The sequence below is a fragment of the Oxalicibacterium sp. genome (genome assembly GCF_057353965.1).
On record NZ_JBMQZD010000003.1, the window covers coordinates 13,662 to 28,668 of the forward strand.

Sequence of the window (15,007 nt, forward strand, 5' to 3'; positions counted from 1 at the left end):
CTGCATTGTCAGCCTCAAGGCTGCAATCGCGTTTTCTTCCAGTTTCCTTTTTCATCCAGCGTATAAGCGATGCGATCATGCAGCCGCGAGCGGCGCCCCTGCCAGAATTCGATGTAATCCGGCTTGAGGCGATAGCCGCCCCAGTTTTCAGGGCGCGGCGGATTGTCGCCATACTGCGCTTCCACCTGCGCATAGCGCGTTTCCAGTTCGCTTCTGTCGGCGATCGGCTGGCTCTGCGAAGAAGCGATGGCACCCAGGCGGCTCTTGACCGGACGGCTATGGAAATAGGCGTCGCTTTCTTCTGGCGTCACTTTTTCGACGCGCCCTTCAATACGAACTACACGCTCGATGTCCACCCAGTGGAACAGCAGCGAAGCATAAGGATTCCGGTCCAGCTCGGCGCCTTTGCGGCTGTCGTAATTGGTAAACCAGGTGAATCCGCGTTCATCGAAATTCTTGATCAGCAGGATGCGCGACGAAGGCCGCCCGCCAGCACCCACGGTAGAAACGCCCATGGCGTTCGGCTCCTTGACGCCGGCCTTCACCGCCTCGTCAAACCACTTGGCAAATTGCTTGATCGGATCGGCGTCGATGGCCGTTTCCAGCAATTCCGACTGGCTGTAGTCGGTTCGAATATCCGCAATCGACATGTTGCTCTTTCGTTCAGCTAAAACTTGAGGATACCGCAATATTCCTGCACGGCATTGCAGGGTTATCAACGAATTATCTCGCGAATGCCGCATGACAAGCGCGCCGACGAATCCGGTGCATGAATCCGGCGTTGCTCTCCGTTAAAATGGCGAGATGACCTCGCTCTCCGCCATTTCTGCCAGCACCGCCGCATCCTCCGAAGACATCGATTTCGATCGCCGTTTCGGCGGCATCGCGCGTCTGTACGGCAAGCAAGCGCTCGAACGTTTCCGTACCGCACATGTATGCGTGATCGGCGTCGGCGGCGTCGGCTCCTGGGTGGTGGAAGCGCTGGCACGCAGCGCCATCGGCCGCATCACGATGATCGATCTCGACAATGTCGCCGAGTCGAATATCAATCGCCAGATTCATGCGTTGACCGATACCGTAGGCAAGGCGAAGGTGACGGCATTGGCCGAACGGATCGCGCAAATCAATCCGACCTGCATCGTGACGGAAATCGAGGATTTCCTGACAGCAGACAATCTCGACGAAATGATAGGTGCACATCATTACGACTACATCATCGACGCCATCGACAATGTACGCGCCAAGACCGCACTGATTGCGTATTGCCGTAAGAACGGATTGAAACTGGTGACGATCGGCAGCGCCGGCGGACAGATCGATCCGACGCGCATCGAGATCATGGATTTGTGCCGTACCGAACAGGAACCGCTGCTGGCCAAGGTACGCAAACGCCTGCGTGCAGAACACGGTTTTCCGCGCGGGACGAAAAACAAGTTCGGCATCGACGCCGTATTTTCCAGCGAGCCGTTGCGCTTTCCGGAAACGGCAGAGGCTTGCGCTGTCGATGGCGATGCTGCCGGCATCACGGGGTTGAACTGCGCAGGCTTCGGTTCCGCCATGGTCGTGACCGCTTCGTTTGGGCTGGTGGCCGCAGCGCACGTGCTGCGCAAGCTTGCGGAAGCTGCACCGGCTTCAATGCCAAAAGAAGCGGAACAGGAATCAGCGCAGGAACGCGCCGCCTGAAAAAAATCGGGGCAGCGTCCGCTGCCCCTCATTGTCACCGCATCGTATTTCTCTTCACACTGCCGATCAGGCTGATGGCTTGAGCTTGTCGCTGAACGTCTTTCTGAACTTCGATACCTTGGGCGCCACGACGAAAGCGCAGTAGCCCTGCATCGGGTTCTGGCGGAAATAATTCTGGTGATAATCCTCCGCCTTGTAGAAGGTTTCGGCCGGACTCAATTCGGTGACGATGGGCGCATCCCACACGTTGGCCATCTCGGAGATGACATGCTTCGCCGTATCCTGCTGTTCCAGCGAATGATAATAGATCACCGAACGGTATTGCGTGCCGACATCATTGCCCTGGCGATTCAGCGTAGTCGGATCGTGAATCGTGAAGAACACTTCCAGGATTTCGCGGTAGCTGACGACTGCCGGATCGAAGGTCAGGCGCACGACTTCCGCATGGCCGGTCGTTCCTTCGCAGATCTGCTCATAGGATGGATTCGCGATCTGTCCACCGGTATAGCCGGATTCGACTTCCTGTACGCCCTTCAGTTGCTGAAACACCGCCTCGGTACACCAAAAACATCCGCCGCCCAGGGTTGCGATTTCTGTCGCCATGATTGCTCCGTAAATGAATGCCTGTGACTTTAACGCAAACCCTGCTCCATGCAAATGGGCAAATCCCTGCGTTACCTGAAAAGGATCGTCCCGCCTGACGCCAGCATCGATAGCACGCGAGGCGCAAATACATCGTCATCGAACAGCGCTGCCGTAACCCGGAAGCTGTTCGCAGCCGTATCGTCGACGATACCGTCCGTCAATTGCCGGAGACTGCGCACGGATGTCTGCGGTGCCTGCAGTGTCTGCGCAGCTGCCGGCATGATCAAACTGGGTACCGAAGCATCTTCTTCTACCGGCGGATAATAATGGCAACGCGTCGCCACCACCGATGACAACCGGACGATATGCGGCACCAACGATACGATAGACGGCATTTCGGCAGCGAACGTTTCTGCAGCGATATCGTCATCATGAAGCAGAACGTCGATTCGATACTGCTGTAGTAACCCCGCCGCGTCGTTTCGCAACGAAGCATGTTCCAGCGGCAGCAGGCGGACGCCACAACGTGCCGCTGCAAAATACAGCGACAAGGCATCCTGATGCCCCTGCCCCCAGTAGGCGATCGTATCTCCCGGTACGACACCCCATTCGCTGATCAATCGCGCCGTACCGCGCTCGATGCGCGACCAGAAGCGCCGATAGGTAAGCGCGCGTTCGCTCGACCGCGTTGCAATCGATGCAGGCGTTCTCGCAGCGCGATGCCGCAGGATATCGAACAGGGATTGATCGGATTCTTTCATGATGAAACTCTACAGAAACCGGTTGTCGTCATCACGCGCAGTGCCAAGCCGGCACCGTTTTTGGGCATAATGGATGAAATTTCCCGGATCATCGATGTCTATTTCTTCTTCACGTCCGCCTTCAGCGGCCTCCCCATCTTCCGCATCCGATACGCGCCATTTTCGCGATGCGCTGTCGCAGTTTGCCACCGGCGTCACCATCATTACCACACGGCTGGACAACGGCACCTTCATCGGCCTGACTGCCAGTTCCTTCAATTCCGTTTCGCTCAATCCGCCGCTGGTGCTGTGGAGCCTGAACCAAGCTGCCAACAGTCTTCCTGTCTTTACCGGCAATTCGCATTACGTGATTAATGTACTATCTGCATCGCAGATCGAACTGGCCAACACGTTCGCCCGTCCGGGCAAGAACCGTTTCGACGGCGTCGAATTCACGCTGTCGCCGACCGGCCTGCCGATCCTGAAGGACGTCGCAGCCTGGTTCGAATGCCACAATCGCAGCCGTTATCCGGAAGGCGATCACGTGATCTTCGTCGGCGAAGTGGAAAACTGCGACGTCTGCCCGCAGGAGCCGCTGGTCTTTCACGGCGGCCGCTTCCTGTCCAGCAAGCCGTAATTCGTTCAGGTTCCCAGCAATCTTTCCAGTGCGCCGGCCGAATCGTGCGCCGCACGGCGCAAGCGATCGTTGATGCCGTTCCAGTCTTCGCCCGTCGGTGGTGCCTCGGCCACGATCAGGTCGGCCTTCGCCGCATCCATCGCACGCAAGGCCGCGTACAGATCATGTGCGTAACCTGTCGGTTGCGATGGCAGATGCGTCTTCGCCATCACCGCAACGGACGCCGCCGCTTCCGTGTAATGCATCAATGCGACACAGCGCCCTGCCGCATGCAGATCTTCCAGCGTCTTCGCCAGCTGCGGCGTATCGACCAAAATTACCGGCGTCACTGGTGCGTAGTGCGAAGCTAATGTGCCCGACGCGCGCGGTGCAGCGCCATCAGGGAGCTTCGGCTGTTTGCCCAGCACGCGTGCGATGTCGGCAGCGCTGACATGTCCTGGACGTAGCAATACCGGTTCGTCGCGCGATAGATCGAGAATCGTCGATTCGATGCCGACTTCGCTCTGTCCGCCGTCGAGAATGCAATTCAGCAGGCCGCGCTTGTCGCCGATAAACTCGTCGCGCACATGCTGCGCGGTGGTCGGGCTGACGTGGCCGAACTTGTTGGCAGATGGAGCGGCGATGCCGCCCTTGCCGTTCTTGAATGTGCGCAGTAGTGCCTCTGCCACCGGATGTGATGGACAACGCAGGCCGATAGAATCCTGTCCGCCGGAGACGATCGCATTGATGCCGTGCGCGCGTTTCAGGATCAGCGTCAATGGTCCGGGCCAGAAAGCCGTGATCAGCTTCCTTGCATCATCCGGCACTTCGGCCGCCCAATGCGACAGATCGGCTTCCGGCGACAAATGCACGATCACCGGATGATCTGACGGACGCTCCTTCGCTTCGTAGATGTAAGTGACGGCACAGGGATTTTCCGCATCGGCGCCGAGTCCGTAGACGGTCTCGGTCGGAAAGGCGACCAGCTCGCCGCGCTCCAGCCGTTGCGCGGCATCCCGGATCGCCGGCCAGTCGAGTTGATCTTCGGTCATGCCAGGTAGATGCAAGATCAGGCAGAAATGCCGAGAATTGCACAGGCTTGGCGCAGATTCGCCTGCGCTTCCTCGATCGTCGGCGCGATGAAAGTGACGTGGCCCATCTTGCGCGCGCGCCGTGCGCTGCTCTTGCCATACAGATGCAGATTCGCACCCGGTATGGCCAGCACCTTGTCCCAGGCCGGTTCGCGCGCCTCGTCGGAATCGCCTTCGAACCAGATATCGCCGAGAATGTTCAGCATCGCCGCCGGCGAATGCTGGCGCACGTCGCCCAGCGGCAGGCGCGCCATTGCGCGTGCCTGCTGCGCAAACTGGCTGGTAGCGCAAGCGTCGATCGTGTAGTGGCCGCTGTTGTGCGGACGCGGTGCCATTTCGTTGGCGACCAGCGAGCCGTCGGTCAGCACGAAAAATTCAATGCACAGCACACCGACGTAGCCCATCTGCTCGATGATCGCCAGCGCGGCAGCTTGTGCCTTCGCTGCGGATTCGGGCGTGATGTGCGGTCCCGGCACCGTGGTGGTGAATAGGATGCCGTCGCGATGCACATTCTCCGCAATCGGATAGACGACCGACTGACCGTCAGCACCACGCGCGGACAGCACGGAGATTTCATACGCCAGCGGCAGCATCTTTTCCAGCACGCAATGCGCGCCTTCCATGTCGGCATAAGCCTGACGCAATTCCTCGCGCGTCTTCACACGCACCTGGCCCTTGCCGTCGTAGCCCATGCGTACCGTTTTCAGGATGCCCGGCAACAGGTCCTCAGGCACGGAATCGATATCGGCATCGGACCTGATTTCCTTGTGCGGCGCAGGAAACACGCCCGACTTTGCCGCGCAATCGATGAAGAAACGCTTCTCTGCCATGCGGTCCTGCGCGATCGATACGCAATCGGCTGACGGCGCGACGAAGGTGTTTTCCGCCAGCAGCGCGAGGCTACGTGCCGACACGTTTTCGAATTCGGTAGTGACGGCGGCACACTGCTCGGCCATCTTCTTTAATGCATCGGCATCGGTGTAATCGGCGCAATGCAGGTAGTCGGCGGCATGGCTGGCCGGACAATCGATGGACGGCTCCAGCACCGCGACCTTGAATCCCATCTGCTGCGCCGCGTGCGCGAACATGCGGCCGAGCTGGCCGCCGCCCATGACGCCCAGCCAGGTGCCGGCGGCGGAAGGATTCAATGCATTCATTTCTTTTTTAGTCATACAGGCAATTTCATTTCTACTGCGGTTTGCGTCTGCTTGGCGCGGAATTGTTCGAGCTTCTCGGCCAGTTGTACGTCATTGGCTGCCAACAGCGCGACGGCGGTCAGCGCTGCATTCGCTGCGCCGGCTTCGCCGATAGCGAAAGTGGAAACCGGAATGCCCTTCGGCATCTGCACGATGGACAACAACGAATCCTCGCCACGCAGATATTTGGACGGTACCGGTACGCCGAGTACCGGCACGATGGTCTTGGCGGCGATCATGCCCGGCAGATGCGCGGCACCGCCGGCGCCGGCGATGATCGCGCGCAGGCCGCGCGCACGCGCCGCTTCCGCATAGGCGAACATCTGGTCCGGCATGCGATGCGCGGAAATCACCTGCGCTTCGTGCGGCACGTCGAATTCCTTCAGGATGGCGACCGCATGCTGCATCACGTCCCAGTCGGACGACGATCCCATCACGACGCCGACCAGCGGCTTGTTCGCTTCTGCCATGATCTTCCCCTTCTCTTTACGCAGCAGTCAGACGCTGCAGCGCCTCGCGGTATTTTTCGGCGGTCTTCTGGATTACCTCAGGAGGCAATGCCGGTGCCGGCGCGGTCTTCTTCCACTCGGTCAGCGTTTCCAGATAGTCGCGCACGAACTGCTTGTCGAACGACGGCGGCGAGATGCCGGTCGCGTACGAATCGGCCGGCCAGAAGCGCGACGAATCGGCGGTCAGCACTTCATCCATCAGGTGCAGCGTGCCATCGTTGTCGAGGCCGAATTCGAACTTGGTGTCGGCGATAATGATGCCCTTGGTCGCCGCGTAATCGGCTGCCGTCTTGTACAGCTTGATGCTGACGTCGCGGATCTTTTGCGCCAGTTCCTTGCCGATACGCTGTTCCATGTCGGCGAAGGTAATGTTCTCGTCGTGCTCGCCCAGTTCGGCTTTCGCCGCCGGCGTAAAGATCGGCTCCGGCAGCTTTTCGGCCTGCTTCAAACCTGCCGGCAATTGCACGCCGCAGACGGCGCCGGTCTGCTTGTAGTCTGCCCAGCCCGACCCGATCAGGTAACCACGCACCACCGCTTCCACCAGGATCGGCTGCAGACGCTTGGCGACCACTGCGCGGCCCTTGACTTGTTCCACCTCGTTCGGTGCGACCACGCTTTCCGGCGCGATTCCGGTCAAGTGCGTCGGCACGATGCCCTTCAGCTTCTCGAACCAGAAATCGGACATGCTATTCAGCACTTCGCCCTTGCCCGGAATCGGCTCGTTCATGATGACGTCGAAGGCCGACAGGCGATCGGTCGTCACGATCAGCAGCTTGTCGTCGCCGACCGCATAGTTGTCGCGCACCTTGCCGCGGCCGAGCAACGGAAGGGAAGTAATCGTGGATTGGTACAGACTGGTCATGGCATTTCCATAAATATCAACGGCGATCCGCAGATCGCCGATGGTGCTTCAGATGCTGATGCGCGGCAAGTGCCGCTGTTGTTTTCCTTACTGGACGATCTGTGCCAGCTCGCCCTTCTTGTAGCGTTCCGCCATTTTATCCAAAGGAATCGGCTTGATCTTCGCCGCCTGACCTTCGCAGCCGAATGCCAGGAAACGCGCCTTGCAGACCAGCTTGGCCGCTTCGCGTGCCGGCTTCAGGTAATCGCGCGGATCGAACTTGGACGGATTCTCCATCAGGTAGCGGCGGATCGCACCGGTCATCGCCAGGCGGATGTCGGTATCGATATTGATCTTGCGCACGCCGTTCTTGATGCCTTCCTGGATTTCCTCGACCGGCACACCGTAGGTTTCCTTCATGTCGCCGCCGAATTCGCGGATCTCGGCCAGCAGTTCCTGCGGCACTGACGACGAACCGTGCATCACCAGATGCGTGTTCGGAATGCGCTGGTGGATTTCACGGATGCGGTCGATGGCGAGGATGTCGCCGGTCGGCTTCTTGGTGAATTTGTACGCGCCGTGCGATGTGCCGATCGCGATCGCCAATGCATCGCATTGCGTGCGTTTGACGAAGTCCGCAGCCTGCTCGACGTCGGTCAGCAACTGCTCGCGCGTCATCGTACCTTCGGCGCCGTGGCCGTCTTCCTTGTCGCCCTTCATCGTTTCCAGCGAGCCGAGCACGCCCAGTTCGGCTTCCACCGTCACGCCGATCGCGTGCGAAAACTCGACGACCTTGCGCGAGACTTCGACGTTGTATTCATAGCTGGCGACCGACTTGCCATCTTCGTTGAGAGAACCGTCCATCATCACCGACGAGAAGCCGGAACGGATCGCCGCCATGCAGACTGCCGGCGACTGGCCGTGATCCTGGTGCATGACGACCGGGATGTGCGGATACGCTTCGACTGCAGCCGAAATCAGGTGGCGCAAGAAGGCTTCGCCCGCGTATTTACGCGCACCGGCGGAGGCTTGCATGATGACCGGCGAACCGGCTTCGCTGGCCGCTTCCATGATCGCAGTCACCTGCTCCAGATTGTTGACGTTGAACGCCGGCAGGCCGTAGCCGTTTTCGGCGGCGTGATCGAGCAATTGACGCATGGATACGAGAGCCATTTGAATCTCCAGATAACAAAATTTATTCGTTGTACATGTTGGCGATGTCGTTCTTCAATCCGGCATCGCAGGAAAACTTTTCGTTTTCTCTTAACCCTTTGCGCGCTGTTCCAGAATCGCGACTGCCGGCAGCGTTTTTCCTTCGAGAAATTCGAGGAAGGCGCCGCCGCCGGTCGAGATGTAGCCGATGCGATCGGCCAAGTCGTATTTCGCGATCGCCGCCAGCGTATCGCCGCCGCCCGCCACCGAAAATCCTTTCGAATCGGCGATCGCGAATGCCAGCGTCTTCGTGCCTTCGGCAAACTGGTCGAACTCGAACACGCCGACCGGACCGTTCCAGACGATGGTACCGGCATTTGCCAGCTGTTGCGCCAGCATTGCGGCCGTCTTCGGACCGATATCGAGAATCATGTCGTCGTCGGCGACGTCGGCCACATCCTTCACCGTCGCTTTCGCCGTCGCCGCGAATTCCTTGGCGCAGACGACATCGACCGGAATCGGCACCGATGCGCCACGCGCTGCCATCTTGGCGATGATGGTTTTCGCCTCGTTGACCAGATCGGCTTCGGCCAGCGATTTACCAATTTTCAGGCCGGCCGCCAGCATGAACGTGTTCGCGATACCGCCGCCGACGATCAGGTTGTCGACCTTGTCAGCCAGCGTTTCCAGGATCGTCAATTTGGTCGATACTTTGGAGCCGGCAACGATTGCCACCAGCGGCTTGGCTGGCTGATGCAATGCTTTACCGAGCGCATCCAGTTCGGCGGCCAGCAGCGGACCGGCGCAGGCGATCGGCGCATATTTCGCGATGCCGTGCGTGGTCGCCTCGGCGCGATGCGCGGTGCCGAATGCATCGTTGACGTAGACGTCGCACAGCACGGCCATCTTCTTCGCCAGCGCATCGTCGTCCTTCTTCTCGCCCTTGTTGACGCGGCAGTTTTCCAGCAGCACGACCTGGCCCGGCTTCACGTCCACGCCATCGACCCAGTTCTGCTTCAGTTCGACCGGCTGGCCCAGCAGTTCGGACAATCGCTTGCCGATCGGCGCCAGCGTGTCCGCCGGCTTGAATTCGCCTTCGGTCGGACGTCCTAGATGCGAGGTCACCATTACGGCGGCGCCTGCCTTCAGCGCCTGCTCGATGGCCGGCACCGAAGCGCGGATGCGCGTGTCTTCGGTGATGTTGCCGTTATCGTCTTGCGGAACGTTGAGATCGGCGCGGATAAAGACCCGTTTGCCTTGCAGCTCGTTGCGTGCGATCAGATCGCTCAACCTGTTGAATTGCATCTGCTGAAGTTTTTGAAAGATTTAGAGAAAGACTACTATTTTACCGCACAGCATCGGCCCGAAGTCTGTCTGAAAGCCGGTTTTTCCTGCCCCGAAGTCCTGTTCAGACTGCAAAAATCCGCCTGCCGCCGGCAAATCCCGACGATTAGAAGGTAAACGCGGCAATTGATTCCTGCCTTGGCGCAAAAAAGTTATCTTTTTATTCATCCGCCGGTAAAAAGACGCGATTTTTCCACACTGCCGGGGTTCGCCGCGCTTCGTCCCGCATGGCCGAATCCGTTAAAATCGTGGTCTTGTAAAAATTACTGGAGAGTTTCACATGTCGATGTCCGATCGCGACGGCAAAATCTGGAAGGACGGCAAACTGATCGACTGGCGCGATGCGACCATTCACGTGCTGACCCACTCGCTGCACTACGGCATGGGTGTCTTCGAAGGCGTGCGCGCCTACAAGACCGACAAGGGCACCGCGATCTTCCGTCTGCGCGAACACACGGACCGCCTGTTCAACTCCGCCAAGATCTTCCAGTTGACCGTTCCGTTCGACAAGGAAACGATCATGCAGGCGCAGCTCGACGTCGTGCGCGAGAACAAGCTGGAAACCTGCTACATCCGTCCGCTGATCTGGATCGGTTCCGAAAAGCTCGGCATCTCCGCAAAGGGCAACCAGATCCACGTTGCCATCGCCGCCTGGCCGTGGGGCGCGTATCTGGGCGAGGACGGCATCAACAAGGGTATCCGCGTGAAAACGTCTTCGTTCACACGCCACCATGTCAACGTCTCGCTGGTGCGCGCAAAGGCATCCGGCTACTACATCAACTCCATCCTGGCCAATCAGGAAGCGCTGGCCGACGGCTACGACGAAGCGCTGCTGCTGGATACCGACGGTTATGTTTCCGAAGGTTCGGGCGAGAACGTCTTCATCGTCAAGAACGGCAAGATCTATACGCCCGATCTCGCCTCCTGCCTGGACGGCATCACGCGCGACGCCGTGCTGACGATGGCGCGCGACCTTGGCATCGACGTCATCGAAAAGCGCATCACGCGCGACGAAATGTATTGCTGCGACGAAGCCTTCTTTACCGGCACCGCAGCAGAAATCACGCCGATCCGCGAACTGGACAACCGCGCCATCGGCGACGGCAAACGCGGCCCGATCACCGAACGCCTGCAAAAACTGTTCTTCGACGTGGTCGCCGGCCGCGCCCCGCAATACAGCCACTGGCTGACGATCGTCGAATAAATCCAACGGCCGGCACGATCCGCTAGGCGCGCCGGCCGCTTCGCTTTACCATTCCATCATTATTCAAATACGCAATACGGAGAACGACATGACTGCAGCAACGCAACACTCGACCGCCGCCATCGAACTCGAAGGCAAGGATCTGCCGGCCTACTGCCCGAATCCGGCCATGCCGGTCTGGAGCTCGCATCCGCGCGTCTTCCTCGACATGTCGCACGGCGGCGAAGCCAAGTGCCCGTACTGCGGCACCGAATATCGCCTGAAGCCGGGCACCGTCGTCCACGGCCACTAAGACCATCATGGCCGGCGCGCGCAAACAGTTCGGCACCGCGGACGACATCGAGGCTGCGCTGTACGACGCGATCGGCCGCGCCGACCTCGACGCCCTGATGGAATTGTGGGCGGAAGACGAGGAAATCGTCTGCATCCACCCCGACGGTTCGCGCCTGATCGGCTACGCCGCCATCCGCGCCTCGTGGGAAGAAATCTTCACGCGCGGCGGCGTGCACATCCATCCGGTGCAGGTGCATGCCTCGCAGAACATGATGAGCGCCGTGCACAACCTGATCGAATCGGTCAGCACGCCGGAAGGCCGGCAGCGCGACATCCACATCATCGCCACCAACGTCTACGTGAAAACGCCGCTCGGCTGGCGCATCGTCGTGCATCACGCCTCGGTCGCACCCGGCAAGCCGGAAATCGAACGCGGCCCGGCCACCGTGCTGCACTGACGTCCGTGCTCGCCGATGACATGCATCGATGACTTCAGCCTGTTCCCCCGCCGCATTCGAACCTGATACGTCCGCCGCATCGCGCAGTTACCACTCGCCGTGGTGGCTGCCCGGCGGTCACCTGCAGACCATCTACCCGGCCAAATGCCTTGCCAAACCGCCGGTCCTCTATCGCCGCGAACGCTGGGATACGCCGGACGGCGATTTCATCGATCTCGATTTCGTCGACGGCGCGACCGGCAAGCCGTTCGTCGTGCTGTTCCACGGCCTCGAAGGTTCGTCCGACAGCCACTATGCCCGCTCACTGATGGCACATGTCGCCGCGCTCGGCTGGAACGGCGCCGTCGTCCATTTCCGCGGCTGCTCGGGCGAACTGAACTGTTCGCCTCGCTTCTACCATTCCGGCGATGCGCAGGAAATCGACTGGGTATTGCGGAAACTGGTGCCGATGACGCGCGCGCAGGGCGCCAGCCGCTTCTATGCGACCGGCGTGTCGCTGGGCGGCAATGCACTGCTGCGCTGGCTGGGCGAATCGCAGCATCACGCGGAAATCGTCGATGCCGCCTGCGCGGTGTCCGCGCCGCTCGACCTGGCCGGCGGCGGCGAAGCGCTGGGACGCGGCTTCAACCGCATCTACACGCAATCCTTCCTGCGCACGCTGAAGCCCAAGTGCCTGGAAAAACTCGCGCAATTCCCCGGCCTGTTCGATCGCGACGCCATGCTGAATTCGCGCGACCTGTACGCGTTCGACAACGCCGTCACCGCGCCGCTGCACGGCTTCCGCGACACCGACGATTACTGGCACCGCGCCAGCGCCAAGTACGTGCTCGACGACATCACCGTGCCGACGCTGGTTTTGAACGCGCGCAACGATCCCTTCCTGCCGGCGCGTTACCTGCCGACGTCGGCCTCCGCCGCCGTCACGCTGGAACAGCCCGAACACGGCGGCCATGTCGGCTTCGCCACCGCGCCGTTTCCCGGTCGACTGGACTGGCTGCCGCAACGCCTGATCGGTTTTCTGCAGCAAGCTGCTCGCTGACCGGACCACACGACCAGCCGCGCTCATGGATGACATCGATGGATAGCATCGTCAAACGGGCAATGGCGAAATGGCCGAACGTGCCGCACTGCTACGGCTGGCTCGCCCTCGATGCGCGCGGCAACTGGCGCATGCGCAATGAACAGGCGCAACTGCAGAATTTGCCGGGCGAACGCATCACCCAACCGACGCTGATCGGCTTCATCCAGCGCAATTACACGCATGACGCGGAAGGTCGCTGGTATTTCCAGAACGGTCCGCAGCGTGTCTATGTCGATCTGGAAGCGGCTCCTTTTATCGTCCGCATCACCCCATCAGGATTCGTACTACATACGGATGCGCCGATGCGCCATCCCGATGCAGCCTGGCTGACAGAAAACGGCAGGCTGTTTCTACGGGATGAAGGACGAATCGCATTGCTGGACGATCGCGATCTGGCGGAGTGTCTGGATAGATTATGCCGGAATGGCAGGCCGGCATCGGAGGACGATCTGAATGCGTGGATGGCATCTGCAACAACAAACGATACGACACGTCCATCATTGGCACTACAGTTGGATAGCCAAAATGTACCGCTCGATTTTATTGCAGAACATGACGTCTCTGCCCGCTTCGGTTTCTTGAAAAAACCGCGCCCGGGAAACTGATTTTTATGCGCGCATAACGCAACAACGGGAAACAATGGACAAACAACGCAGGCGATGCGTCAGCCTTTTTCCTGTTGCAATTCCTCCAGCCGCTGCGCCTTCAATTCACGCTCGCGCGCATCGATGATCGACTGATCGTAGAACGTCGCATCCGATGCGCGTCGCGCAATACCCAGCTGATCGATCGCCGCAGACAAACCGCCACGCAACGCATAGGCTTCGGCAAGCGCCATGTGCTGCAAGGCATCCTTGTTCAGCGCTGCATAGACCTTGGCCAGCCGATCGTACAGTTTCGGCTCGCTGCGATACAACGACACCTGATCGCGCAGGAACGATGAGGCATCGTCATACCGCCCTGCCGCAAACAGCGCATCGGCATATTGCCCCGCAATGCCGCGCGAAAGAGGGAAGCGTCTGCGCGCGGCGTCCGCTTCCGTCACCGCTTCGGGAAACTGCTTCGCAGCCAGTCGGATATCGATCACCAGGCTCGCCAGCATCGGATCTTCCGTCTTCGACGGCGCACCGCTCTTCAGCGCGGCACGCGCCTGATCGAGATAGGTTTGCGCCTTCGCCGCATTGCCCTGCCGCAGCGCCACGAAAGCCAGCCCGTAATTGGCGGCAATCACGTCAGGCCGCGTGCGCTGCTGCAACTGGCGCTTGAATGCGCCCTCGGCGTCGATCAATCCTTGCGTGGACGGATTCTGCAGCACACGCACGCGCGCCCGCACGATGGAAAAATCCAGGCTGTCCGCATGCTGGCGATAACGCAGGTCGCGCGTACGCGCCTCGATGTCGGCGATACGCTCGGTAGTCAGCGGGTGAGTACGCAGATAGGCCGGCGCCGAATCGTTATAGCCGCGCGATGCCTTTTGCAAACGACCGAAAAAATTGATCATGCCGGCCGTCTCGAAACCGGCATCGCGCATGATGTCCAGGCCGACACGGTCCGCCTCGCGCTCCGCATCGCGGCTGAAGTTCAGTTGCCGCTGCACCGCCAATCCCTGCCCGCCGGCAATGACGGCCATCCCCGCATCCGGACTTGCCGTCGCCGCCAACGCGCCGAGCAGCAGGCTCGCCAGCGGGATCAGCGCATCCTGTTTCTGCTTGCCCAGCATCCGCGCAATGTGGCGTTGCGCCACGTGGCCGATCTCGTGCGACATTACCGACGCCAGTTCCGATTCGCTCTGCGCCGCCAGAATCAGACCCGAATGCACGCCGATGAAGCCGCCCGGCAAGGCGAACGCATTCAGCACCGGATCGCGTACCGCGAAAAAGAAAAAATCGTACTGCGCCTCGCCGCGCGCATCGGGCCGTACGGCCAGCAGTTTCGCACCCAGATCGTTCAGGTATTCCTGCACCGGCGCATCGTCCATGTAATCGCGATCGCGCCGCAACTGATGCATGATCTGCTCGCCCAGCTTGCGTTCCATGATGGGCGACAGCTCCTCGCGCTCGGTATCGCCCAGGCTGGGCAAGCCCTGTGCAAACGACGGCACCGCCTGCAACGTGAAAACGGCCAGCATTGCCGCCGCAGCCAATCGCCGCGCCAGCCCCGACAGCAGATACAAGCAGGAAGGAATCGATTTCGTTTTCACGGGTGCTATGATACCCGCTCACCGCAATCGTTCC

Annotated in this window: 17 protein-coding genes; 7 read left to right on the plus strand and 10 right to left on the minus strand. The window is 60.2% G+C overall.

Annotated elements, in window-relative coordinates; genetic code table 11:
• Positions 1 to 14 precede the first annotated feature (14 nt).
• Positions 15 to 650: a pyridoxamine 5'-phosphate oxidase gene (gene pdxH, locus ACO1VH_RS05175; RefSeq protein ID WP_486243133.1), complete on the minus strand. Its 636-nt coding sequence runs from the start codon at positions 648 to 650 to the stop codon at positions 15 to 17.
• A 154-nt stretch (positions 651 to 804) separates the two neighbouring features.
• Between pdxH and tcdA the strand changes: the two genes are divergently transcribed.
• A complete protein-coding gene (gene tcdA / locus ACO1VH_RS05180) occupies positions 805 to 1,683 on the plus strand; it encodes a tRNA cyclic N6-threonylcarbamoyladenosine(37) synthase TcdA (RefSeq protein ID WP_486243134.1) in 879 nt (292 codons plus the stop codon).
• Positions 1,684 to 1,749: 66 nt separating this feature from the next.
• Here the strand turns inward: tcdA and msrA are convergent, their stop codons facing one another.
• Both msrA and ACO1VH_RS05190 read right to left on the minus strand, forming a co-directional pair.
• Entirely contained in the window at positions 1,750 to 2,286 is a 537-nt protein-coding gene (gene msrA / locus ACO1VH_RS05185; protein WP_486243136.1) for a peptide-methionine (S)-S-oxide reductase MsrA, read from the minus strand.
• Between the two features lie 71 nt (positions 2,287 to 2,357).
• On the minus strand, positions 2,358 to 3,029 hold the full coding sequence (locus ACO1VH_RS05190; protein ID WP_486243138.1) for an AMP-binding protein: 672 nt from the start codon (positions 3,027 to 3,029) through the stop codon (positions 2,358 to 2,360).
• Between the two features lie 94 nt (positions 3,030 to 3,123).
• Between ACO1VH_RS05190 and ACO1VH_RS05195 the strand changes: the two genes are divergently transcribed.
• Positions 3,124 to 3,645 carry a flavin reductase family protein gene (locus tag ACO1VH_RS05195; protein ID WP_486243139.1) on the plus strand — a complete coding sequence of 174 codons (522 nt, stop codon included), beginning with the start codon at positions 3,124 to 3,126 and terminating at the stop codon, positions 3,643 to 3,645.
• A gap of 5 nt (positions 3,646 to 3,650) precedes the next feature.
• Here ACO1VH_RS05195 and ACO1VH_RS05200 read toward each other — a convergent pair whose 3' ends face one another.
• The 6 genes from ACO1VH_RS05200 to ACO1VH_RS05225 all read right to left on the minus strand — a co-directional run bounded on the left by ACO1VH_RS05200 (position 3,651) and on the right by ACO1VH_RS05225 (position 9,718).
• Positions 3,651 to 4,676: an L-threonylcarbamoyladenylate synthase gene (locus tag ACO1VH_RS05200; RefSeq protein ID WP_486243140.1), complete on the minus strand. Its 1,026-nt coding sequence runs from the start codon at positions 4,674 to 4,676 to the stop codon at positions 3,651 to 3,653.
• Between the two features lie 17 nt (positions 4,677 to 4,693).
• Complete coding sequence (locus ACO1VH_RS05205) at positions 4,694 to 5,887, minus strand: 5-(carboxyamino)imidazole ribonucleotide synthase (protein ID WP_486243142.1); 1,194 nt, start codon at positions 5,885 to 5,887, stop codon at positions 4,694 to 4,696.
• Positions 5,884 to 6,381 (minus strand): 5-(carboxyamino)imidazole ribonucleotide mutase, encoded by a 498-nt coding sequence (gene purE, locus ACO1VH_RS05210; protein ID WP_486243144.1) that lies wholly within the window; start codon positions 6,379 to 6,381, stop codon positions 5,884 to 5,886. The genes ACO1VH_RS05205 and purE overlap by 4 nt, the downstream gene beginning before the upstream one ends.
• Before the next feature lie 16 nt (positions 6,382 to 6,397).
• Positions 6,398 to 7,282: a phosphoribosylaminoimidazolesuccinocarboxamide synthase gene (locus ACO1VH_RS05215; RefSeq protein ID WP_486243146.1), complete on the minus strand. Its 885-nt coding sequence runs from the start codon at positions 7,280 to 7,282 to the stop codon at positions 6,398 to 6,400.
• Between the two features lie 87 nt (positions 7,283 to 7,369).
• On the minus strand, positions 7,370 to 8,434 hold the full coding sequence (gene fba / locus ACO1VH_RS05220; protein ID WP_486243148.1) for a class II fructose-bisphosphate aldolase: 1,065 nt from the start codon (positions 8,432 to 8,434) through the stop codon (positions 7,370 to 7,372).
• A 90-nt stretch (positions 8,435 to 8,524) separates the two neighbouring features.
• The gene (locus ACO1VH_RS05225) at positions 8,525 to 9,718 is read right to left on the minus strand and encodes a phosphoglycerate kinase (protein WP_486243150.1); all 1,194 of its coding nucleotides are present in this window, start codon (positions 9,716 to 9,718) and stop codon (positions 8,525 to 8,527) included.
• Positions 9,719 to 10,037: 319 nt separating this feature from the next.
• Between ACO1VH_RS05225 and ACO1VH_RS05230 the strand changes: the two genes are divergently transcribed.
• The 5 genes from ACO1VH_RS05230 to ACO1VH_RS05250 all read left to right on the plus strand — a co-directional run bounded on the left by ACO1VH_RS05230 (position 10,038) and on the right by ACO1VH_RS05250 (position 13,378).
• A complete protein-coding gene (locus ACO1VH_RS05230; protein WP_486243152.1) occupies positions 10,038 to 10,961 on the plus strand; it encodes a branched-chain amino acid transaminase in 924 nt (307 codons plus the stop codon).
• Between the two features lie 88 nt (positions 10,962 to 11,049).
• A complete protein-coding gene (locus ACO1VH_RS05235; protein WP_486243154.1) occupies positions 11,050 to 11,253 on the plus strand; it encodes a zinc-finger domain-containing protein in 204 nt (67 codons plus the stop codon).
• A gap of 7 nt (positions 11,254 to 11,260) precedes the next feature.
• Positions 11,261 to 11,692, plus strand: coding sequence for a YybH family protein (locus tag ACO1VH_RS05240; RefSeq protein ID WP_486243156.1), 432 nt, complete (start codon positions 11,261 to 11,263; stop codon positions 11,690 to 11,692).
• A gap of 28 nt (positions 11,693 to 11,720) precedes the next feature.
• Positions 11,721 to 12,731 carry a YheT family hydrolase gene (locus ACO1VH_RS05245; RefSeq protein WP_486243158.1) on the plus strand — a complete coding sequence of 337 codons (1,011 nt, stop codon included), beginning with the start codon at positions 11,721 to 11,723 and terminating at the stop codon, positions 12,729 to 12,731.
• A gap of 38 nt (positions 12,732 to 12,769) precedes the next feature.
• Complete coding sequence (locus ACO1VH_RS05250; RefSeq protein WP_486243160.1) at positions 12,770 to 13,378, plus strand: DUF2946 family protein; 609 nt, start codon at positions 12,770 to 12,772, stop codon at positions 13,376 to 13,378.
• Between the two features lie 59 nt (positions 13,379 to 13,437).
• Here ACO1VH_RS05250 and ACO1VH_RS05255 read toward each other — a convergent pair whose 3' ends face one another.
• Positions 13,438 to 14,973, minus strand: a complete 1,536-nt coding sequence (locus ACO1VH_RS05255) for a beta-barrel assembly-enhancing protease (RefSeq protein ID WP_486243162.1) — start codon at positions 14,971 to 14,973, stop codon at positions 13,438 to 13,440.
• Positions 14,974 to 15,007 lie beyond the last annotated feature (34 nt).